20 protein-coding genes and 1 pseudogene are annotated in these 20,013 nt (G+C 73.1%); 15 read left to right on the forward strand and 6 right to left on the reverse strand.

The features are described from left to right. Window positions 1-143: 143 nt before the first annotated feature. From FS825_RS05710 to FS825_RS05725, 4 genes are all read right to left on the reverse strand, one after another. Window positions 144-680 carry a hypothetical protein gene (locus FS825_RS05710; RefSeq protein ID WP_144711505.1) on the reverse strand — a complete coding sequence of 179 codons (537 nt, stop codon included), beginning with the start codon at window positions 678-680 and terminating at the stop codon, window positions 144-146. Between the two features lie 335 nt (window positions 681-1,015). Beyond that, a complete protein-coding gene (locus FS825_RS05715) occupies window positions 1,016-1,684 on the reverse strand; it encodes a response regulator transcription factor (RefSeq protein WP_144711506.1) in 669 nt (222 codons plus the stop codon). Further along, window positions 1,681-2,919 carry a sensor histidine kinase gene (locus FS825_RS18835; RefSeq protein WP_222126893.1) on the reverse strand — a complete coding sequence of 413 codons (1,239 nt, stop codon included), beginning with the start codon at window positions 2,917-2,919 and terminating at the stop codon, window positions 1,681-1,683. Before FS825_RS18835 ends, FS825_RS05715 begins: the two co-directional genes overlap by 4 nt. Further along, window positions 2,916-3,425 (reverse strand): hypothetical protein, encoded by a 510-nt coding sequence (locus FS825_RS05725; RefSeq protein ID WP_144711507.1) that lies wholly within the window; start codon window positions 3,423-3,425, stop codon window positions 2,916-2,918. Before FS825_RS05725 ends, FS825_RS18835 begins: the two co-directional genes overlap by 4 nt. A gap of 120 nt (window positions 3,426-3,545) precedes the next feature. Here FS825_RS05725 and FS825_RS05730 point away from each other — a divergent pair, with 120 nt between their 5' ends. The 5 genes from FS825_RS05730 (at window position 3,546) to FS825_RS05750 (ending at window position 7,203) form a co-directional block, all read left to right on the forward strand. Continuing rightward, window positions 3,546-4,388 carry a spermidine synthase gene (locus FS825_RS05730; RefSeq protein WP_144711508.1) on the forward strand — a complete coding sequence of 281 codons (843 nt, stop codon included), beginning with the start codon at window positions 3,546-3,548 and terminating at the stop codon, window positions 4,386-4,388. Between the two features lie 78 nt (window positions 4,389-4,466). Beyond that, window positions 4,467-5,063 carry a DUF2127 domain-containing protein gene (locus tag FS825_RS05735; RefSeq protein ID WP_144711509.1) on the forward strand — a complete coding sequence of 199 codons (597 nt, stop codon included), beginning with the start codon at window positions 4,467-4,469 and terminating at the stop codon, window positions 5,061-5,063. A gap of 84 nt (window positions 5,064-5,147) precedes the next feature. Next, complete coding sequence (locus tag FS825_RS05740; RefSeq protein WP_144711510.1) at window positions 5,148-5,987, forward strand: hypothetical protein; 840 nt, start codon at window positions 5,148-5,150, stop codon at window positions 5,985-5,987. Then, entirely contained in the window at window positions 5,984-6,460 is a 477-nt protein-coding gene (locus FS825_RS05745) for a SprT-like domain-containing protein (RefSeq protein ID WP_144711511.1), read from the forward strand. Before FS825_RS05740 ends, FS825_RS05745 begins: the two co-directional genes overlap by 4 nt. Before the next feature lie 47 nt (window positions 6,461-6,507). Then, window positions 6,508-7,203, forward strand: a complete 696-nt coding sequence (locus FS825_RS05750) for a CGNR zinc finger domain-containing protein (RefSeq protein WP_144711512.1) — start codon at window positions 6,508-6,510, stop codon at window positions 7,201-7,203. A 22-nt stretch (window positions 7,204-7,225) separates the two neighbouring features. On the opposite strand, the gene FS825_RS05755 is transcribed toward FS825_RS05750, so the two are convergent. Continuing rightward, complete coding sequence (locus tag FS825_RS05755) at window positions 7,226-8,011, reverse strand: hypothetical protein (protein ID WP_144711513.1); 786 nt, start codon at window positions 8,009-8,011, stop codon at window positions 7,226-7,228. Continuing rightward, the gene (locus tag FS825_RS05760) at window positions 8,001-8,654 is read right to left on the reverse strand and encodes a hypothetical protein (protein WP_144711514.1); all 654 of its coding nucleotides are present in this window, start codon (window positions 8,652-8,654) and stop codon (window positions 8,001-8,003) included. The genes FS825_RS05755 and FS825_RS05760 overlap by 11 nt, the downstream gene beginning before the upstream one ends. 68 nt (window positions 8,655-8,722) lie before the next feature. Here FS825_RS05760 and FS825_RS05765 point away from each other — a divergent pair, with 68 nt between their 5' ends. The 10 genes and pseudogenes from FS825_RS05765 to FS825_RS05805 form a co-directional block, all read left to right on the forward strand. Then, the gene (locus FS825_RS05765) at window positions 8,723-9,952 is read left to right on the forward strand and encodes an Ig-like domain-containing protein (protein WP_144711515.1); all 1,230 of its coding nucleotides are present in this window, start codon (window positions 8,723-8,725) and stop codon (window positions 9,950-9,952) included. Next, on the forward strand, window positions 9,949-14,307 hold the full coding sequence (locus FS825_RS05770) for an FtsK/SpoIIIE domain-containing protein (protein ID WP_144711516.1): 4,359 nt from the start codon (window positions 9,949-9,951) through the stop codon (window positions 14,305-14,307). Before FS825_RS05765 ends, FS825_RS05770 begins: the two co-directional genes overlap by 4 nt. Before the next feature lie 60 nt (window positions 14,308-14,367). Continuing rightward, a complete protein-coding gene (locus tag FS825_RS05775) occupies window positions 14,368-14,952 on the forward strand; it encodes an FHA domain-containing protein (RefSeq protein WP_144711856.1) in 585 nt (194 codons plus the stop codon). Window positions 14,953-14,957: 5 nt separating this feature from the next. Next, the gene (locus tag FS825_RS05780) at window positions 14,958-15,692 is read left to right on the forward strand and encodes a hypothetical protein (RefSeq protein WP_144711517.1); all 735 of its coding nucleotides are present in this window, start codon (window positions 14,958-14,960) and stop codon (window positions 15,690-15,692) included. 31 nt (window positions 15,693-15,723) lie between these two features. Beyond that, on the forward strand, window positions 15,724-16,050 hold the full coding sequence (locus FS825_RS05785) for a hypothetical protein (RefSeq protein WP_144711518.1): 327 nt from the start codon (window positions 15,724-15,726) through the stop codon (window positions 16,048-16,050). Window positions 16,051-16,060: 10 nt separating this feature from the next. Continuing rightward, on the forward strand, window positions 16,061-16,855 hold the full coding sequence (locus FS825_RS18565; protein ID WP_186377090.1) for a hypothetical protein: 795 nt from the start codon (window positions 16,061-16,063) through the stop codon (window positions 16,853-16,855). Window positions 16,856-17,037: 182 nt separating this feature from the next. Next, window positions 17,038-17,328 (forward strand): WXG100 family type VII secretion target, encoded by a 291-nt coding sequence (locus FS825_RS18570; RefSeq protein WP_186377091.1) that lies wholly within the window; start codon window positions 17,038-17,040, stop codon window positions 17,326-17,328. 65 nt (window positions 17,329-17,393) lie between these two features. Then, window positions 17,394-17,804, forward strand: coding sequence for a WXG100 family type VII secretion target (locus FS825_RS05795; protein WP_144711520.1), 411 nt, complete (start codon window positions 17,394-17,396; stop codon window positions 17,802-17,804). Then, a complete protein-coding gene (locus FS825_RS05800; protein ID WP_144711521.1) occupies window positions 17,801-18,112 on the forward strand; it encodes a WXG100 family type VII secretion target in 312 nt (103 codons plus the stop codon). Before FS825_RS05795 ends, FS825_RS05800 begins: the two co-directional genes overlap by 4 nt. Beyond that, window positions 18,109-20,013 (forward strand): annotated as a pseudogene (locus FS825_RS05805) (hypothetical protein); the annotation flags it as partial. The gene FS825_RS05800 and the pseudogene FS825_RS05805, both read left to right, overlap by 4 nt.

The following is a 20,013-nucleotide window of genomic DNA, read 5'->3' on the forward strand; positions in this document are numbered from 1 at the left end:
TTGCGTCGACCGCAATATGACGACACGGGTGCCAGGGAGCGCGAACTGCCATCATAGGTCGGGCTCGTCACGGATGTCCAGTCCTGGCTTGACCGAATTCGGCAGTGACGTGTATAAGCCCGTGGACGAGGTCGGTATTCCCGTCAGCGGAGGGCCCGGAACACCGTCTCCGGGTGCCCGGTGCGCACGAAGGTGACGCGCCCGCGGTCGTCGGTGAACTCGACGCCGGGGCCCGGCGTGAGGATGAGCGCCCGCACGCCCCGACCGAGCCGGAGGCCGATCCCGCCGTAGGTGGACGCGTCCGCGTCGATGAGTCGCACCTCGGCGATGCGCCGACGGGCGATCCGTCGTGCTGGCAGCGGCCGGAAGTGCAGGACGACGTGCGTGTCCGTCACGGTGACGGCGGACCGGGCGACGAGGAGCAGGAACCCGGCGACCACGCCGACGAGCGCCGGCACGAGGAGCGCCGCCTCCGGCGCCTCCCCCGGCCAGTCGAGGACCGCCGCGGTGAGCGCGAGGCCGCCGACGAGCAAGACCGCGCCGATCGACCGCATCCAGGTGGGCGCGGAGTCGCCGTCGACGCGCGCGGGTGCGTGGACCGGTCGGGAGGCGCGGCGGACGACCGCGGGGCGGCTCGCGGTGGAGAGGCGGTTGATCGGGACGCTCATGGTGTCGGACATGACGGCTTGCTCCTCGCGGATTCGTGGTCCGGGTGGCGGTGCTCACATATTACATTGCACACGCGATGTCTTCAATGGTCGCGCGCACGGCGAGGCCGGGCGGCGTGCGGGAGACGGGGAGGCCGGGCGCACGCCGGCGACGCGCACACGAGGGGCAGTGGGGGTTGCCGGACGGACACGTCGCGGTCACGAGCCGGTGCGGAACCGCATGGTGGGGGTACCGCGCGGTTCGACGCACCGAGGTGACGACCCGGTGAACGCTAGGCGACGACCCTTGGTGTCAGCTGGCTGTACATGTGTACGCATTCATCAGCACAGACGATCAGCGGGGACGATCAGCGCAGCACGCGAGCGACGGCCTCCGCCCGGGTCCGGACGCCCAGCTTCGCGAACACCTGGTTCACGTAGGACTTCACCGTCGGCACCGTGAGGAACAGCTCGGCGGCGATCTCCGGGTTCGACCGGCCCGCGGCGATCCGCTCGAGCACGTCGGCCTCGCGCGGGGTGAGGTCCGGGAAGCGCGTCCGCAGCGCCTCCGGAGCGACAGGAGCGGGCGCAGCACCGGTCTCCGTCACGGCGGGACCACCGGCGAGCTGCGCCACGAGCCGCGCGCCGACCGAGGCGTCGAAGGTGGACTGCCCCGACGCGACGGCCCGGATCGCGGTGGCGATCTCGGTCCGACCGGCGTCCTTGGTCAGGTACCCGCGCGCGCCGGCCCGGAGCGCGCCGACGATCGACGCGTCGTCGGCGTACGTCGTGAGCACCAGGACGGCGACCTCCGGGTGCGCGGCCGTGATGCGCGCGGTCGCGGTCGGTCCGTCGACACCGGGCATCCGGAGGTCCATCAGCACGACGTCCGGCGCGTCCCGGTCGACGGCGGCGACGGCCTCGGCGCCGTCCGAGGCCTCGCCCACGACCTCGAGGTCCGGCACGAGGGACAGCACGGTCACCAGGCCGTCGCGGACGATGGCCTGGTCGTCGACCACCAGCACGCGGATGGTCACGACCGGTCCTCCTCGACGACACGGTCGACCGGCAGGTGCAGCGCCACGACGAACTCGTCGTCGGACCGCTCCGCCTCGACCGTCGCACCGCTCCCGAGCTCGTCGAGACGTTCGCGCATGCCGAGCAGGCCGTGTCCGCCGCCGGACAGCGGGTTCGCCACGATGACGTCCACGGCGTCGCCGTCCCGGATGACGGACAGGGACACGGGGCGGCCCGGAGCGTGCCTGCGCGCGTTGCTCAGCGCCTCCCGGACCACCTGGACCACGGCGGCGCGGTGGGCCGCATCGAGGTCGGTGAGCGCGGTGTCGCCCTGCGTGACGATCTCGCCGCCGAAGGACCGGTGCGCGTCCACGAGGGCCGCCAGGCCCGCCCCCGGTGCGGTCGTCGGACGGGAGGCGCGGCTCGGCTCCGCCGGTCGGCTCGCCGCCGCCTCCGGTCCCGGTTCCGCCTCCGGCTCCGGTTCCGGTTCCGGCTCCGGTTCCGGGTCGTCGCGCAGGGCGTGCACCGCACGTCGCGCCTCGGCGAGACCGTCGGCCGCCAGTGCACGGGCATCGCCGGCACGCTTCCGGGCGTCCTCGACCCGACCGGCCTCGAGCAGCGCCTCCACGGCGTCGAGCTGCAGGACCAGACCGCCGAGCGAGTGCGCCAGGACGTCGTGGATGTCCCGCGCCGCACGGGACCGGTCGGCGAGGAGCCGGGCGCGCTCCTGCTCGCGTTCGGTCTCCCGCGCACGCTCCGCGGCGACCCGGAACTGCCGACGACTGAACCCGATGAGGACACCGAGCAGCACGCCGCCGCCCGTGCCGAGGACGAACTCGACCGGTGCCCCCTCGACCGAGGCGGAGACCGCGATGACCACGATGGCGGCGAGCGCCGCGACGGCCGAGGCCCAGACCGGGAGCCGCAGGTTCGCACCCACCAGCACGATGCCGACGATCAGCGGAACGATCATCAGGGCGTCGGTCGGCACCACCGTCAGGGCGCCGGCGGTGATCATGACGACGGCGGCGACGACGAGGACCCGCGTCGAGCGGCCGAACTCGCGGAGCGCCCACCCCGCGAGCGCCACCCCGCCGAGCACCCAGACCCAGGGCGGGAGGCCGAGCTCGATGCCGTTCTTGACGAACCAGAACGCGACGATCGCGATGCCGAGGGCGTTGAGGCTCCACGCGACACCCGAACGCGACCGGTCTCCGGAGAGGTCGGTCGGGTCCTGGCCGGTCAGCAGGGTCACCGGACCATCATGCCGCGGGTCTGTCGGTCGCCGCGGGGGATGCGCTGGTCGATGACGACGGCGCGTGCGGCACGGTTCAGGGCGAGGACGAGCAGGATCGTGCCGGTCGACGTGAGCAGGTGGGCGCCGAAGTGTCCGCCGACCACGTCCAGGCCGACGCGGACCGCGATGAGCACGATCCACAGCACGGCGCCGAGCGCTCCGGTGCGGGACTGCATCGTACGGCCCTTGCTGTCCGGGGTCGCGGCGGAGCGGAAGCGGGTGATGCTGCCCATGGTGAGGCCGACGCCGATGGTGATGAGCGCCTCGATGCCGAGGAACACGATGTCGGCGCTGGTGATCGCGGCCTTCGTCTGGGCGAGGACGACCACGCCGACGATCCCCATGACGAGCGGGGTGCGCCAGATGCGCGCCGGGTCGAGGTACTGCCAGGTCGCCTGGCGGTAGGCGAGGAACGCGACGAGTGCGATCCCGATGAGGATGTTCGCGGCGAGCTGGACCGACATGGTGGAGACCTTCCGACGGTGTCCGGCGGGTGTTCCCGACCGGTGACACCAGCCTCGTTCGCGGGCGCCGTCGGGCACACCAACCAGGGGTGGGGGTCCGGGTGGTGTTCCATGGGGGTCATGGCTGATGCGTTCGACGGGTTCCGGATCGGTGCGGGGTACGCGGTCGTCGAGCCGGACCGGCACCGCCCGGGGTCGTTCACGCTCGTGGTCGACGGGACCCCGCAGTCGCACGTCGACCTCGACGACCCGACGCACCTGGCCTTCGAGTACATCCGGCGGATCGGCCACGCCATCGATCTGCTGCCGGAGGGGCCGATCACGGCGCTGCACCTCGGCGCCGGCGCACTCACGCTCCCCCGGTACGTCGCGGTGACGCGGCCGGGGTCGCGCCAGCAGGTGGTCGAACTCGAGCGGGACCTCGTCGACCACGTGCGCGAAGCCCTGCCGTTCCCGCGGGGCGCGTCGATCCGGGTGCGGTACGGCGACGCCCGCGAGGTGCTCGAGAAGCTGCCGGCCGGACTCCGCGGCACTGTCGACCTCGCCGTCGTCGACGTCTTCGGCGGCTCGCAGATCCCGGCGCACGTCACGAGCATCGAGTTCTACCGGTCCGTGGCGTCGTTCCTCTCGCCGACCGGCATCGTCGCCGTGAACGTGGCGGACGGCGCGGGGCTGGCGTTCGCGAGGGGGCAGGCCTCGACGCTCCAGGCCGTCCTTCCGTCGGTGGCGGCGGTCGCAGACACCGGGATGCTCAAGGGCCGGCGGTTCGGGAACATCGTGCTGCTCGGTTCGCCGACGGAGCTGCCCGTGGCGGAGATGCCGCGCCGGTACTCCTCGGACCCGATGCCGGCGAAGGTCGTGCACGGGGCCGAGCTCCGGGCCTTCGTCGCCGGAGCACCGATCGTCACCGACCAGACCGCGGTGGCGTCGCCGGAACCGAACCGGAGCGTGTTCGGCGGCTGAGACGCGCCGTGCAGCCCGGCCTGCCAGGATGGGCCTGAACGAGCGCGCAGGTGCGCGACCGAGCGAGGGGACCCCCTGATGACGAACGACGACCGGACCGACGAGCCGCGCTTCGGCGAGCGGGCACCGCAGTACGGCGAGCACGCCCCGCAGTACGGCGAGCACGCCCCGCAGCAGGGTGCGCCGACCTGGGGCGACCAGCACCAGGCGCAGCAGCCGTACGCGGCGGCTCCGGCGAGCGCCGGTGCCCCGTCGTGGCAGGGCTACCGGGAGCCCAAGGCCAAGAAGAAGACCGTCGGGGTCATCGCCTTCGTGGTCGGCCTGGCCGCCCTCGTCGTCGCGGTCATCGCCGGCGTCCTCATCGGTGCCGCGTTCGGCGACTCGCAGGCGCTGCGCGAAGCCACGCAGAGCAACGGGTCCGCCACGCCGAGCGACGCCGCGATCCAGGAGCTGATGACCTCCCCCGGCGCGATCAGCGCGTCGCTGCTGTTCTACCTCGGCACGGCGCTCGGGCTGTGGGCGGTCGTGCAGGGCATCGTCGCCGCGGTGACGAAGCGCGGTCGGGCCTGGGGCGTGTGGGCGATCGTCCTCGCCGTCGTCGCGATCATCGCGTTCTTCATCACCACCTTCGTCGCCCTGGCCGGTGCCATGGCGAACTCGGGCATCACCCCCTGACGCGCTGAGCAGCCGACCCACCGACCCGGCGCCCGTGCGCGTGGCACCGCTCGCTCTCGGGGCCGCGAGGTTACGCTCGAACCGATGTCCCTCCCGCCCGACGACCGCCAGCAGCCCGACCGCACCGACCGTGCCCGGGAACCTCGCCATGCCGCGCCCGTGACGGCCGGTGTGAGCCCCGGGAGCACCTTCGCGCCCATCAGCCTGCGCCCCGCCGTCGACGTGGACGCGATCCAGCAGCGCCTCCGTGACCTCGGGCAGAGCCGCAGCACCGAGGCGCTCGCCGAACGCGCCGAACTCCTCCGCCTGCTCGGGCGGCTCGACGAGTCGCTCGTGATCGCCGAAGAGGTGTTCCGGTTGACGATGTTCACCGGCGAGCGCTCGGACAAGGTCTCCGCCCGGATCCGCCGTGCGCACGTGCTGCACGACCTGGGCCGGTACGAGCGTGCCGCCACCGAGTCCGCCCTCGCCCGGGACACCGCCCGGACCGAGGACTGGCCGGAGCTCGAGGGTGCCGCCGCCGAGCTCGAGGGGTGGTCGCTGTTCGAGCTCTCCCGGTTCGACGAAGCCCGCGCTGCCCTCTCCCGCGCCTACCAGGCGTTCCGCCAGGCGGGAGCCCCGTCGGAGCGGACCGAGGCGCTGCGCACCGCGGTCGAGGCCGCCCTCCGCGCGAGCGTCGCGCAGCCGAAGGCCGAGGACCGACCGCGGACCGCGCGGGACATCGCCGCCCGCCGCGCGGACGAGGACGAACCGAAGACCCGCGTCGCCGAACCGGTGAAGCAGGTGCCGCCGATCCGTCGCCGGGTGCTCGGTGCGCCGGACGCCGCCCGCACCGAAGCCGACGAGCTCTGGGGACGCATCGCCGCCAAGGCCGCGCAGAAGGGCCAGGCCGGGCGGGACGACGACCCCGACGCCGACCGGTGACCCCACTCGAACGGGTCCGCTCCCGCGCCGCGCAGCTGATGGCGGTGCACCTCGGCGACGGGTCGTGGTCGTTCGCGTTCGACCACGCCAAGACCCGGGCAGGGCAGTGCGACTTCGCCCGGCACCGGATCACCGTGAGCCGGCACCTCGCCGTGCGGTTCTCCGACGACGACGTCGACCAGGTGCTCCTCCACGAGATCGCGCACGCGCTGGCCGGTTCCCGAGCGGGCCACGGTCCGACCTGGCGCCGCACGGCAGCGGCCATCGGGTACACGGGCTCGCGCCTGTACGACGGCCCGGTGGCGAGCGAGCTCGCGCCGTGGGTGGGGACGTGCCCCGCTGGTCACGAGCACTTCCGCTACCGCACGCCGACGCGGCTGCTCGCCTGCGCGATGTGCTCCCGTCGGTTCGACGCGCGGAACGTCATCACCTGGAACCGCCGTCCCGCCGAGGAGCGCCGGGCTACCGCATGATGCCGCTCGCGCTCGGAGGCGCGCCGGTAACCCGTTAGCCTGGGCGGATGCACACGGGGCAGCACATCCGCACGGACACCGGTTCCACCTGGTTCTTCGACGCCGGACGGATCGCCCTCGACTTCGCGCACACCGGTGGGTTCGCCGACGACCCCGACGGACGACGTCCGCGCGCACAGCTCGGCGAGCTCCTCGTGACGCCGGCCGACCTCGACGAGTGGCTCAGCGACCACACCGAGCCGATCGACGTCGGCGCGGCCGCGCGCGAACTGCAGGACGCCCGAGCGCTCCGCGCGGCGATCGCCCGGCTCGCGGTGGCAGCCGCTCCCGCTCCCGCGTCGACCGCAGCGGAGCGCACCGCGGTGGCGGCGGGCCTCCGCGCCGGGACCGGCCGCACGCGCCCCGCGCCCGACGACATCGACACCGTCAACCTGTTCGCCGCCCTGCCGGACGTGCCCCCGAGCCTCCCGGGTGGACGACGCCGGGCCGGAGCGAACCGGGTGCGGCTCGCCCAGGCGCTCTCGAGCGTCGCGCGCGACGCGGTCGCGCTGTTCACGGAGGTCGGCTTCGACGACGTCGCCGCGGACGGCCAGCCGACCCGGCTGAGCCGCTGCTCGGCCGAGGACTGCGGGCTCGTCTTCTACGACTCCTCGCGCGGTGGCACCCGACGCTGGTGCTCGATGCAGCGCTGCGGGAACCGGGCGAAGGTCCGGGCGCACCGCGCGCGCCGCGCTGCGGTCTGAGCCAGCACCGCAGCGGTCCGGGTCAGCAGTCCTGGACGACGTGGTCCGGGTCGGGCAGGTCCGGGTCGGTCCCCCACGAGCGGAACGTCATCGTGACGGTGCCCGTCGTGTCCGCCGCTTCGAGCGAGTACGGCACGGGCTGCCCGACGGCCGACACCACGAGCGCCCCCACCGGCGAGGACCCGTCCGCGAGCACGACCTGCGCGCGGGCGTCCTTGCCCGTTCCGCTGACCGCCCCGGGGTGCAGGGTCACCGACGCCCCCGAGCCGAGCAGGTCCTGCAGCAGGTCCTCCGGCGTGGTGAACGGGTCGAAGGTCCGGAGGGCGGCCGACCCCGCCGGGACGCACACCCGCCCGGAAGCCGCACGGTCGAGTCCGCTCCGCTCGGCGAACGCCTGGTTGCCGGTCACCCACACGTCGTCGCCGCGCCGCCGGGCGTCCAGGGTCACCGACCCCACGCTGAGCCGGAGCGCCGAGTCGGTCGGCGTCCCGCGGTAGTCGAAGCGCACGGTCCGCCCCGGCACGGTGTCGTCCGAGCCGCGCTCGGCGTGCGGGTCCGGGACGAGCTCGGTGACGGTGCCGGTCGCGGTGAACGGCTCCGCGCGCATCGCGGCGAGCACGTCGCGGAGCGCGGTCGCCCCGTCGACGGTCTCGATGCCGTTCCGGGAACCGTCGACCGGCACCTCGGTGCCGAAGCCGGTGGCGGTGGGCGTGACCGCGATGTCGCCCGGGTCCGTGCTCGAGCAGCCCGTCAGGACGAGGACCCCGACGACCACGCCGACGAGCGCGGTGCGGCGGTCAGCCCGCATCGCCCAGGCAGACCTGCTCCGCGCCCTGCGCGTCGCGCTCTCCGGCGTCCGTCGGCACGGCCTTGCCCTGGTTCGCCGCGGTCGCACGGACGACGAAGCACGAGTCGTCGTCGTAGGAGCCACCGGACGCGGGCAGCCAGAGTTCGGTGCCACGGACCTGCCGGGTGACGTCGACGGGCTTCGCGCCGTCCTCGACGACGAACACCGACCAGGCGACGTCGGGGCCGCTCCACGACAGGCGGACGTTGCCGCTGCCGGCCTGGACCGCGAGGTCCGTCGGCGTCGGCGGGCCCTCCGCGGTGACGGCCCGGACGACCATGACGGTGGCGACGGCGACCGCCACGAGCGCCAGCGCTGCGGACACCAGGAACGCGGGGTGCTTCCACAGCGGGCGACGGGTGGTCTCGGTGCGCTCGAGTTCCGGGAGGACGCCGATGTCCGCCCCCATCGCGCGCTTCGGCGTGGTCGCGGGGACGCCCCACTGCTCGTAGAGGGCGGGTTGGCCGGGAGTCCAACCGAGCCGGACGCGCTCGGCCCCGGCGGCACCTGCGTGCTCCGGCGAGGGCGCTGACGGCACGGGTGCGGGGGCGGACGGCACCGGCGGGATCGTCGGGGTCGGGCCGTTCGACGCTGGCGTGCTCACGGACCGGTTCCTCCCCAGACTGTCCCCTGCGCGCCGGACAGCCCCGACACGCCGCCTATCATAAGGGCGTGTTCCGGGGGCAGCAGGAAGCGGGCGGTCGGGGGTGGGCGCGTGCCGCCGCCCTGTCCGTCGTGCTCGCTGCGGTCGCGTTCGTGGTGCCGTCGGCCCTGCCAGGAGGCGCGGCCTCCCCCGCCGTCGCGGCCACCGCCGACGAGACGGCCAGCTCCGGAGCCGCGGCCGGTCCGGGTACCGAGGGCACCGGCTCCGACCCGGTGCGGATCGCCGTGCCGTACACCGGCCAGGCCGAGCTCGGCATCGGCGACGGCTGGGCGGTGTCCGACTGCGGCCGCGTGAACGTCCCGACCGGGGTCGCGATGCAGTGCTCGGCGGACTCGGTGACGCTGACGTCGAAGGGCTACCGGACGGACTTCGGCACGGTGCCGATGACGGTCCCGATGCACTCGGGGTCGGTCGACCTCGACGTCACGTACCTCGTCTCGCTCGCCGCACCCGTGGCCCCGGCGCTCGAGAAGCAGACCTACGACTACCCGTTCGAGGCCGGCACCACCGCCTCGATCCCCTACGCCGACCTGCACGTGCGCTGCGACGGCTGCGCGGCCGGACCCCGGGTGCGCGTCGTGTCCGCGAAGCCGGCCGGCGTCGTCGCCACCGTGACCCCGACCGGGCTCCTGGTGCGCGGACCGGCGGACTGGACCGGCACGGCGTCCGTGCGGCTCCGCGCCACCGACGACCAGGGCGGCTCGGGCTCGGCGACCGTCCGTGCCGTGTTCGTGGCGCCGGGCCCGAGCGGGCTGCAGGCGTCCGACGTCGTGCGGCGGCTCGGATCGGACGGCACGCTCCGCGTCGACCTGCGCACCCTCGCCTCGGCGCGGAAGGGCACCGTCGTCGTGAGCGGCTGCGGCGACGCGGTCTCCGGCACGGTGTCGTGCGACGACGACGGCACCGCGACCTTCCGGCCGAGCGGAACGATGACCCGCGCCGACCAGTTCGCGTTCCACGTCCGAACGGCAGCGGGCGACCAGGCGACGGGCACCGTCACGGTGCTCCCGCGCACCGGTGCCCGCACGGCCGCCACCGCGCTCGGGACGGTTCCCACGGACGACGCGACCGGAGTGCGGTACCCGGCCCCGGGCCTCCAGACCGCCGACGGCACCCGCTCGGCACGCAGCGTCGTGGCGACCCTGCCGTCCGAGGACGACGCCGCGGGCGACGACGCCACCGGACTCCTCACCCCCCTGACCGAACCCCTCGACCGCATCACGGAGAGCAGCCGATGACGCTCCGCCTCAGCCTGCAGGACCCGGACCGCCCCGGGACGGACGCGACCTTCGTCGTGGACGCGACCGACGTGACGAGCGTCGCCGAGGTCGCCGCGGGACTCGGCGTCGACGTCGCCGCGATCGCTCCCGGCGCCGACCCGACGACCACGCTCGCCGAGGCGGGGATCCTCAACGGGGCGACGCTGCCCGCACGCGCGCCGAGCGAGCTGCCACCCGGTCGTCCCCGGCTCGAGGTGGTCGGCGGGCCGTTCTCCGGCGAGACGGTGGCGCTGCCGCTCGACGGGCCGCTGCGGATCGGCAGCTCCGGCGCGATGGAGCTCTGCATCGCGGACCCGTTCCTCCGACCGCACCACGCGACGGTCTCGCTCGACCACGGTGCTCCGGTCGACACCCCCGTCGGGCTGGCGGCCGGCCCACTGCGTGCCGTCCTCACGGTGATCGGCGACGACACCGGTGGCGTCGCCGTGAACGGCCGCCCGGTCGCGGGGAGCACCGACGTCGTGCCCGCCGACGTCATCCAGATCGGCAGCTCGGTGTTCCGCATCGGCATCGAGCCGCACGCCGACGCGGACCTCGCACCCGACGAGGTCGGCATGCGCGGGTTCAACCGGACCTCCCGGATCATGCCCCCGGCGACCCCGCCCACCGTCGTGCTCCCCGGCGACCAGCCGGACGACGTCGACAAGACCCCGATGCCGTGGCTGTCCGCGGTGATCCCGGTGGTGCTCGGCGTGACGATGGCGTTCGTGTTCGCGCGCCCGATCATGCTCATGATGGCGGCTGCCTCGCCCGTGATGGTCGTCGGGACCTTCCTGACGCAGCGGTCCCGGGCGAAGAAGAAGGGCGTGAAGACGTTCGAGGAGTGGCGGCAGGACATCGCCGACACCCGCGGGCGGATCGCCCGGCTCGTGCGCGAACAGCGGCTGGACTCCTGGTACCGGAGCGTCGACCCCGTGGTCGTGCGGGACATCGCCACGCGGCCGCTCGCCCGGCTGTGGGAGCGGCGGAAGCGGGACGCCGACGCCCTGCACGTGCGGGTCGGCGTCGCCGAGGTCCCGCTCGCCGCGAACTTCCAGGGCGGCTCGTCGAAGCACGTCGGCGCGCACCACGTCGGCGTCGCGCCGGCTCCGGTCGACGTGGACCTCGGCGCCGGGGTCGTCGGCGTCGCCGGGCCGGGGGACGTCACCCGCGCCCTCGTCCGGTCGATGCTCGCCGCCGTCGCCACCCTGCGCTCCCCGCGGGACACCCGGATCGTCGTGGTGTGCGGCGACGACGGTGCCCTCGACTGGGCTTGGACGCAGTGGCTGCCGCACGCACAGCAGGCCGACGACGGCGCCCTCGCGCTCCTCGGCAACACCGACGACGCCCGCCGCGAGCGGCTCCGCGACCTGGCCGCGCTCGTGCAGACCCGGAGCCGGGCCGGTTCCACGATCCGTGCCGCCGACTTCGACACCGACGTCATCGTCGTGGTGGACGGCGCACGTGAGTACCGCACGCTGCCCGGCATGGTGCAGGTGCTCGAGCAGGGCGCCCGCGTCGGCGTGCACGTCATCGCCATCGACTCCGACCGCGCCCGGCTCCCGGAAGAGGCGCGGAGCGTGATCGCCGTCGACCCCGACGACCGCTCGCTTGCACGCCTGGAGTCCGACGCCGAGTACCACGCCTCGGTGCTGCTCGACGGGCTCTCCCTCCCCACCGCCGAGCGCATCGCCCGCAGCCTGTGCTCGATCCGCCACGTCTCCGGCGTCGGTGACGAGGGCATGCTGCCGACGAGCGTCCGCTACGTCGACCTGCTCGGCGTCGACCTCGACGACCCGGCACCGATCGTCGCCCGGTGGCAGCGGTCCCCGCGCCGGACCCACGTGGTCGTGGGGGCGAGCGCCGACGGCGAGTTCGCGATCGACATCGCCGCCGAGGGACCGCACGCGCTCGTCGCCGGCACCACCGGGTCCGGCAAGTCCGAGTTCCTGCAGGCGCTCGTCGTGTCGCTCGCGATGGCGAACCGTCCGGACGCGCTCAACTTCGTGCTCGTCGACTACAAGGGCGCCTCGGCCTTCGCCGACTGCTCGCGCCTGCCGCACACGGTCGGCATGGTCACGAACCTCGACGCCCGCGAGACCGAGCGCGCACTGACCTCCCTCGACGCCGAGCTGAAGCGCCGCGAGACCGCGCTGCGCATCCCGGAACTCAACGTGAAGGACGTCGACGCCGCGTGGGCGAAGGACCCCGACGCCGCCGCCCGCAACGGCCTCGCCCGCCTCATGATCGTCATCGACGAGTTCGCCGAGCTGAAGACCGAGCACCCGGACTTCATCGACGGGCTCGTCCGGATCGCCCGCGTCGGCCGGTCGCTCGGCGTGCACCTCGTCCTCGCCACGCAGCGCCCGAGCGGTGTCATCACGCCGGAGATGCAGTCGAACATCAACCTCCGCGTCGCGCTCCGCGTCACTGACCGGGCCGACTCCACCGACGTCCTCGGTTCGCCCGAGGCCGCGCTCATCAGCCAGTCCACGCCCGGTCGCGGGTTCGTCCGTGCCGGGCTCGGCGCGGTGCCGTCCGGGTTCCAGACCGCACGTGTCGCGGGCATCCGGCAGGGCGTGCAGCGCGTCCAGAAGCAGCTGCCGAAGGTCGCCGCCGTCGACTGGGAAGGCCTCGCCTACGCCCCGCGCTTCCCGGTGAAGCGGCACGCCGCCGCACCGGTCGACCACGACGACACCGACCTCCGCGCCCTCGTCGACGTCGTCACCCGCGCGACCGAGTCGATGGGCATCCCGAAGAACGCGTCCCCGTGGCTCATGCCGTTGCCCGCACTCCTGCCGCTCGCGCAGGTCGCCGGCGGTGCCGGAGCCCCGACCACGCTGACGCTCGGCATCGAGGACGTGCCGGCGCAGCAGACCCAGCGACCGCTCGTCTGGGACCTCGAGGCCGGCACGCACGTGCTCTTCCTCGGCGCGGCGCTCTCCGGCCGCACGACCGCGCTCCGGACCGTCCTCGCACAGGCCGTCGAGCGGATGAGCCCGTCGGACCTGCACCTCTACGTCATCGACCACGGCAACGGCGGGCTCCTCCCGCTCGCGCAGGCGCCGCACACAGGCGCGGTCGTCACGCCCCTCGAGCCCGCGCGGCTCCCCCGGCTGATGGACCGGCTCGTCGGCGAGCTCGCCCGCCGCCAGGCCGTGCTGTCCCAGGCGGCCGTCGGCACCATCGTCCAGCAGCGCCGCGCCGCCGCCTCGGACGCCGAACGGCTGCCGTACGTCATCGTCGCCGTCGACGGGTGGGACCGCGCCACGAGCTCGATGCAGCCCGAGGACCTCCTCCCGATCCGCGACCAGATGACCCGGATCCTCCGCGAGGGTCCCGCCGCGGGCATCCGCGTCGCCGTCACCGGGGACCGCACCGTCGCGTCCGACAAGATCGCCGGGTTCATCAGCGAGCAGTACGTCCTGCCGATGCGCGACACGAACGACTACCGCAGCGCCGGGGTCATGGTGCGGGAACTCCCCGAGACCGTGCCGCCGGGCCGGGTGCTCTTCGGACCCACCGTCCGGGAGGCCCAGCTCGCCGTCCTCGGCCAGGACGCCTCCGCCGAGGCGCAGGCCGCAGCCCTCCGCGGCACCGTCGAGACCGCCCGCGCACGCTGGGCCGACGCGACCGGTCCGGCACCCTTCCACGTGGACGCGCTGCCCGGCCGGATCTCGCTCGCCGCCGCGCAGGACCTCCCCGTCGCCGTCCGCTCGAACCCGGACGGCCCCACGATCGGCGTCGGCGGCGACGAGCTCGCCCGGATCACCCTCGACTGGCCGTCCGCCGGCGGGTTCCAGGTCGTCGGCGAACGCGGCACCGGACGCTCCACGGCCCTCACCGCGATCGCGCACCAGCTCGTCTGGACCGGGGCACCGGTCATCGCCGTCGCCACGAAGGACTCCGTGTTCACCACCTGGGCGAAGGAGGTCGGCGTGCCGCTCCTGACCGACCCGATGGGGTTCATGGACCTCGCCCCGGCGCTCGGCCGGTACGACGACCAGACCGTCCCGGTCACGGTGCTCATCGACGACGCCGAACTCGTCTCGAACACCCCGCTCGAGAACTCCCTGATGGGCGAGAAGGCCCGGTTCGTGTTCGTCGTCGCGACCAACCCCGACGCCGCCGCGAAGACCTTCTCCGGCCCCTACGGCGAGGTCCGCCGCACCCAGGAGGGCATGCTCCTCTCCCCCACCAGCGCCCTCATGGGGACGCAGCTGTTCGGGCAGAAGGTGCCGAAGTGGATGGTCGGGCGCCAGCCCGCCGGTGGCGGCGCGCTGCACCGACGCGGCGAGTGGACCCAGGTGCAGGTCCCGGACCCGGCCGCGTGACGGGCGCGAGCCGCACGAGCGCGGTGATCCGCGCCTCCCGGGACACGTAGGGTGGTCCGCATGGCTGCACGCTGCTCGTACTGCGGGGCGGAGCTGCGTCCGAACAGCATGTTCTGCCTGGCCTGCGGACAGCTCGCCACGGGTGGTCGACGGTCCACGCCGGTCGCCGTCGGCGACACGGCGGACGTGCCGCCGCAGCCCTCTGCGTCGGTCCCGCCGCCCCCGTCGCGTCCAGCGCCGGGCCCGGTTCCGGCAGCCGCTGCAGTTCCGGCAGTCGGCCTGGAGGCGCGTCCCGCCCCCGCCCCGCCGGTGGCCTCCGGCGCCCTCCCGCAGCTGGTCTTCACCACCGGGCAGACGCTCGTCGTCGAGGACGGCACCGTGCTGCTCGGCCGCCGACCGGACGAGATCGCGGCGAACGAGAACGCCCGCGCGTTCACCGTCGACGACCCGGACCGGTCGATGTCACGGGTGCACGCGGCGGTGCGGTTCGGTCCCGACGGACTGCGGATCGTCGACCGGGGGTCGGGCAACGGCACCGTGCTGCGGCGGGGCGACCGGGAGGACCGGTGCCCGGAGGGACTGGCGGTGGAGCTCGTCCCGGGCGACGAGCTGTGGTTCGGGTCCGTGGGGGCTCAGGTCCGGTGACGGTGGTGTCCGACGCGGACCTCGTGCCCGTCACCATCACGCCGGACCCTGTGCTGTGGGCCCGCGTCATCAGACGCGAACGCATCACACTGGTCGGCACCGTCGTCGTGGTCGTCGCGATCGAGGCGGTCGCGAACCTCTTCGGCACGCTGGGCGCGATCATCGTCGCGCACGGCACCACGATCGTCGCCGCCTGCTACTTCGTCGCCGTCCTGCGTTTCCGGCGCGACCGCCTGGCCCAGACCCTCGGCGACCCGTCCCGCGGGATCACGGTGTCCCCCGCCGGTGTGGAGGTGCCGTTGCTCGGGCTGATCCGCTGGGAGGACATCGTGGCGGTCTTCACGGTGTACGACGGTGCCCGCGCCGACCGGTTCACCCGGTCCACCGGGGTCAGGGGTTTCGCAGAGCGGTGGACGCACGCGGTCGGGTCAGCCGACCACTACCTCACCGTCGCTCTGCGAGACGGTCCTGCGATGCGGCGGCGAGCACAGCCGAGGCAGTTCCGGAGGTGGGTCAAGCTCTGGGCCCGCAGCGGTGCCCCGGACTTCGGTGCGATCCAGGTCATCGGCGACGTGTACTACACCGATGAGGACGCCGCCCGGCTGGATCGAGCGTTGCGCGCGCAGGCGACGCGACGGGGTCTGCCGAGTTCCCGGTCTGCGAACATGCTCGACCAAGGTGAGTTCTTCCGGACGAACTCAGGGATCGCCGGCTTCGACGGCAGGACGGGCGACAAGTAGGGTTGGCGTCGACTGAGACGAGGGGACGATCGTGGTCGATGCGCTGGGAGAGCGGTGCGGTGTGCTCGCTGGGCCGGTGGTCGCACTCATGCAGGCGGTGATGGGCAGTCAGGTGAACCCGGTGCGCTTCGTCGAGGTGGCGGAACGCGCGAGGGAGATCCACACGATCATCCAGCGATCCGGTCCGACCGGCGACCCGGCCTTCGACCGGTGGGCCACCACCGCTCCGACAGTGCTCGGCGAGATCGTCGTGGGGGCCGAGAACGGCGACCGCGATCGTGTGTGGACGGCGTTCGCGGATCCACGAGCAGGACTCAGTGTGCTCGCGAACGCGTGCGCCGGACACCCCGGTTGGTGAGGAGATGAACGTGGACGACGCCACCCGAACGAGTTGGCAGAACTTCTTCGCGCAGGACCAGCGGTACGACGTGCACTACGACGAGGGGCAGTTCCGCCGCATCGCCAGCAAGAACCTGCGCGAGGGCCTGCTGCTGCTCGTCGGGGTCACCGCGGTGCTCGTGGCCGTGATCGCCTGGGGCCGAACCGGACCGATCATCCTCGGGGCGTTGCTCTTCGTCGTCGGCGGGTTCCTGGCCCTCGTGCTGCTCCGACGACGCCTCGCGCTGCTCCGCCCAGCTGGAGGGCAGCCCGGACTGCTGCTCGGCGTGTCCAACCTCGGACTCCACACGCCTCTGGTGCCGCTCATCGACTGGTCCGACGTACGCGCGGTGTTCGCGGTGGACGAGTCCTCCCGAGCGGCCCAACGTCGGGCACAGCGGAACATGGCCGGAGCGGCCGAGCAGTGGGCCGCCGGGAACGGCAAGGCCACACGGCACCTGTGGTTCCTCCTCGAAGACGCACCCGCCTTGCGAGCCCGTGTCGTCGACCAGCGATGGGTCAAGGGCTTCGAGACGCTCACGAACGCGAACGGACCCGCCTTCGCGCAGTACGTCCTCGACCTCAACACCGTGTTGTCGCCCGGGGACACGGACCGGATCACCGCGGCCGTTCTGGTCCAGGCGCAAGCACGAGGCATTCACGCTGTGGAGTCCCTCGGGGCGTCCGATTTCGCGGAGTACGCGAGCATGCTCAGCGGCGTGACCGTCGACGGCGTCGTGCCGCCCAAGCCCGTCGACGTGACAGGGAACCCCTTCACCTCCTGACGGTCGGCGAGGTCGATGCACGTGCATCGGTACTCGACCGGTCGCCGCCCGAGCGCGTACGATCTGTTGTCGAGCGCAGCATCGGTCAGGCCGCGTTCAACTGCCCCACGAACGGGGTGGGACCAATCGGGGGGTGGGTCAACCGATCGCCCCAGGACACACGTGTGTTTCTTGGAGGAACCATGGCGGACATCCGCGTCACTTCGGAGTCGCTCTCCGGCGTCTCGAACCAGCTCCAGTCCGGCTCGCAGTCGATCGAGTCGCAGCTGCAGAACCTCAAGTCGCTCGTGGACGGGCTCGTCGGCGGAGACTGGTCCGGCGCGGCATCCTCGTCGTTCCAGGACCTGTACCAGCAGTGGGACCAGTCAGCCATCCAGCTGAAGGAGTCACTGGGCGGCATCAGTCAGCTCCTCTCCCGCGCGGCCCTGTCCTACGAAGAGTCCGAGAACTCGATCTCCGGCACCTTCCGCTGACCGACGACCACTGACGGTGGCGCTCCCCGCGCGGGAGCGCCACCGTCTCCACCAGGGGGAACGACATGGTGCAGTACCGGGTCCGGCCGGAGAGTCTGGGCGAGGTCGCCCAGATGCTCCGGACCGTCATCACGACGTTCGACGGGCACCTGTCCGAGACCGATGCTGCCGTCCGCACTGTCGTCGACACTGCGTGGAAGGGCGAGGACGCCACCGCCTTCGAGACCACCTGGACCGACTTCCAGGCCGACGCGGTCTTGCTGCGCGGCGTCCTGGAGAGCCTGGCCGTCCGACTCGTGGCCGCCGAGTCGGCCTACCACGGCAACGAGACCGCGCTCGGCGCAGCCTTCTCCGACACCCGGAGTCAGCTCGGCTCGACGGCCGCCACCGATCGGCCGGGTCTCTCGAGGCCGGAGACCGCGTCGGAGCAGCACGCTGACGAGGTCTGGACCGATCTCGAGGAGGACAGCGCGTGAGCGACCAGCAGGCTGACATGGAGAGCCTCCACCACCTGGTGGACAGCATGCAGCGGCTCCGTGACTACTGCGCCCTGCTGCAGCAAGGGGCGACGACCTTCGCGTACATCCTGCCGAACGAGTGGCAGGGTCCCGCGATGGCCGCGTTCGTCACGGCGTTCGAGCAGTGGAACGCCGGGGCCGGTGCGCTGACGACGACTGCTGGGGATCTGCACGAGCGCGCGGCCGCGATCGAGGCGACCTACCAGGCCACGATCGACGCGCTCGACACGTCGTGGTCGAAGTTCCAGGGGGAGATCAGCGGATGACCATGGTCCGGCTCAACGCGTTCGGCATCGCGACCGACGGCGATGACGTCGCGAGTGTCGCCCACGACATCACGACCGCCTGGTCGACCCTGCACGGAGCGTTGCACGGTACCGCCGGCATGGCGGGGGATGACGAGAGTGCCGAGCAGTTCGCGGGCGTCTACGACGACCAGGCCAAGAGCGCCGCGACGAGTGCCAAGAACATCGTCGGCATGCTCGCCGCGTTCGAGAGTCTCCTGGCCGGCACCGGCTCGGCCTACAAGGAGGCCGAGCTCGCGAGCGCCGGGCAGCAGGGCGGGTCCGGCATCTCCGTGCCCTCCTCCGACCACGCCGTGGCGACCGACCTGCCGTCCTCGCTCGGCGCGGGCTGGCCAGGCGGGTGGGGCAAGGTCGAGGACGTCTTGCAGGATGCGCTCCGGGCCATCGGCGTCCAGCTCCCGCAAGGCGACCCGGACAAGCTGTCGTCCGCCGCCTCCTCGTGGGAGGCCTACGAGGCTTCGCTCCGCGCGGCATCGAGCAAGCTCAGTGGGGGCCTGACCCAGGTCGACGCGGCCGACATCCCACAGAAAGCGACGATCCTCTCCGCGAAGAGCACGATGTCCGGCCACATCTCGACGGCCGCCGACGCGGCGACCGGGGCCGCGGGCTCGCTCAAGCAGATCAAGGCGAACTACGACCAGGCTGCGGAGGAGATCCGCAGCATGATCGAGCAGCTCCTCGCCGAACTCGCGCTCGACGTCGGGATCAGCATCGCGCTGTCCTTCGTGACCTTCGGACTCGGTGCGCTGGCCGGCGCCGCGAACGGCGCTCGAATCGTCGTGACCTGGGCGGCTCGCATCGCGGGCGTGATCCGGAAGCTGGCGTTCCTCAACAAGATCCACGCGGAGCAGTTCCTCAAGGCCGCGAACCTGCTCCGCAAGCTCGAGCACGGCTCCTTCGTGACGCGGTTCACCTACGAGACGGTGAAGGGCACCATCACCGGCACGGCCGCGCCGATCATCGTGAACGCCGTCCACGGCAAGGGCACGTCGATGAACGACATCATCTCGAACGCAGCCGGGTCTGTCGTCGGTGGTGCGTTCGGCTTCGGCAGCGGCGCCGCGATGAGCCGTCTCGGACGCGGAGCAGTCGCGGACGCCGCGGGCAGCGTCGCCCCCTCGTTCTGGCGCGCGACCGCAGTCGAGGGTGCCAAGGGCGCGGCGAGCGGAGCGGTCGGCGGCGCTGCGGGCAACGTCACGACGGACGGCACCGCCGCGGCGCTCGATCCCGAACACCATCACTTCAACGTCCTCCAGTCGCTCGCCAACGGGTCGGTGTTCGGCACGGCGGGTGGCGGGGTCATCGGCGCCGGGGGCCACGCGCTGTCGACCGGGTGGAACGCGATGACCGGGTCCGGCCGGACACACGTACCGGGGGCGGGCGGCGACGGCGCCTCCAGTTCGCTCTCGACGAACTCCCCCGTCGCGCTTCCGGACGGCGGCGGTCGCGGAGCGGATACGCTCTCGGCCGGCGGCCCAGACACGACGGCGCACGCGCCGACGTCGGAGCAGACCGGTGCACCGGCTTCGACTTCGACTTCGACTTCGACTTCGACTTCGACTTCGACGGCAGGACACGCGGACGTGCAGACGCCGGTCGTCAACGACGCCGCACGGGCCACGCCCACCTCCCACGCGAGCGGCGAACGACCCCACATCGACGCCTCCCAGACGCCCGTCGTCAACGACGCCGCACAGGCCGCTCCCACCTCCCACGCCGGCGGCGAACGACCCCACATCGACGCCTCCCAGACGCCCGTCGTCAACGACGCCGCACAGGCCACGCCCACCTCCCACGCCGGCGGCGAACGACCCCACATCGACGCCTCCCAGACGCCCGTCGTCAACGACGCCGCACAGGCC

Origin of the sequence: Curtobacterium pusillum (assembly GCF_007680845.1) — a bacterium.
Classification (GTDB): Bacteria; Actinomycetota; Actinomycetes; order Actinomycetales; family Microbacteriaceae; genus Curtobacterium; species Curtobacterium pusillum_B.

Bases quoted from the DNA above. Each gene is read 5' to 3' on its own strand.
- FS825_RS05740 (WP_144711510.1), top strand. From the start codon at position 5,148: ATGTCCCTCCCGCCCGACGACCGCCAGCAGCCCGACCGCACCGACCGT.
- FS825_RS05725 (WP_144711507.1), bottom strand. From the start codon at position 3,425: ATGTCGGTCCAGCTCGCCGCGAACATCCTCATCGGGATCGCACTCGTC.
- FS825_RS05735 (WP_144711509.1), top strand. From the start codon at position 4,467: ATGACGAACGACGACCGGACCGACGAGCCGCGCTTCGGCGAGCGGGCA.
- FS825_RS05770 (WP_144711516.1), top strand. From the start codon at position 9,949: ATGACGCTCCGCCTCAGCCTGCAGGACCCGGACCGCCCCGGGACGGAC.
- FS825_RS05795 (WP_144711520.1), top strand. From the start codon at position 17,394: ATGGTGCAGTACCGGGTCCGGCCGGAGAGTCTGGGCGAGGTCGCCCAG.
- FS825_RS18570 (WP_186377091.1), top strand. From the start codon at position 17,038: ATGGCGGACATCCGCGTCACTTCGGAGTCGCTCTCCGGCGTCTCGAAC.
- FS825_RS05755 (WP_144711513.1), bottom strand. From the start codon at position 8,011: ATGCGGGCTGACCGCCGCACCGCGCTCGTCGGCGTGGTCGTCGGGGTC.
- FS825_RS05775 (WP_144711856.1), top strand. From the start codon at position 14,368: ATGGCTGCACGCTGCTCGTACTGCGGGGCGGAGCTGCGTCCGAACAGC.
- FS825_RS05730 (WP_144711508.1), top strand. From the start codon at position 3,546: ATGGCTGATGCGTTCGACGGGTTCCGGATCGGTGCGGGGTACGCGGTC.
- FS825_RS05750 (WP_144711512.1), top strand. From the start codon at position 6,508: ATGCACACGGGGCAGCACATCCGCACGGACACCGGTTCCACCTGGTTC.
- FS825_RS05710 (WP_144711505.1), bottom strand. From the start codon at position 680: ATGTCCGACACCATGAGCGTCCCGATCAACCGCCTCTCCACCGCGAGC.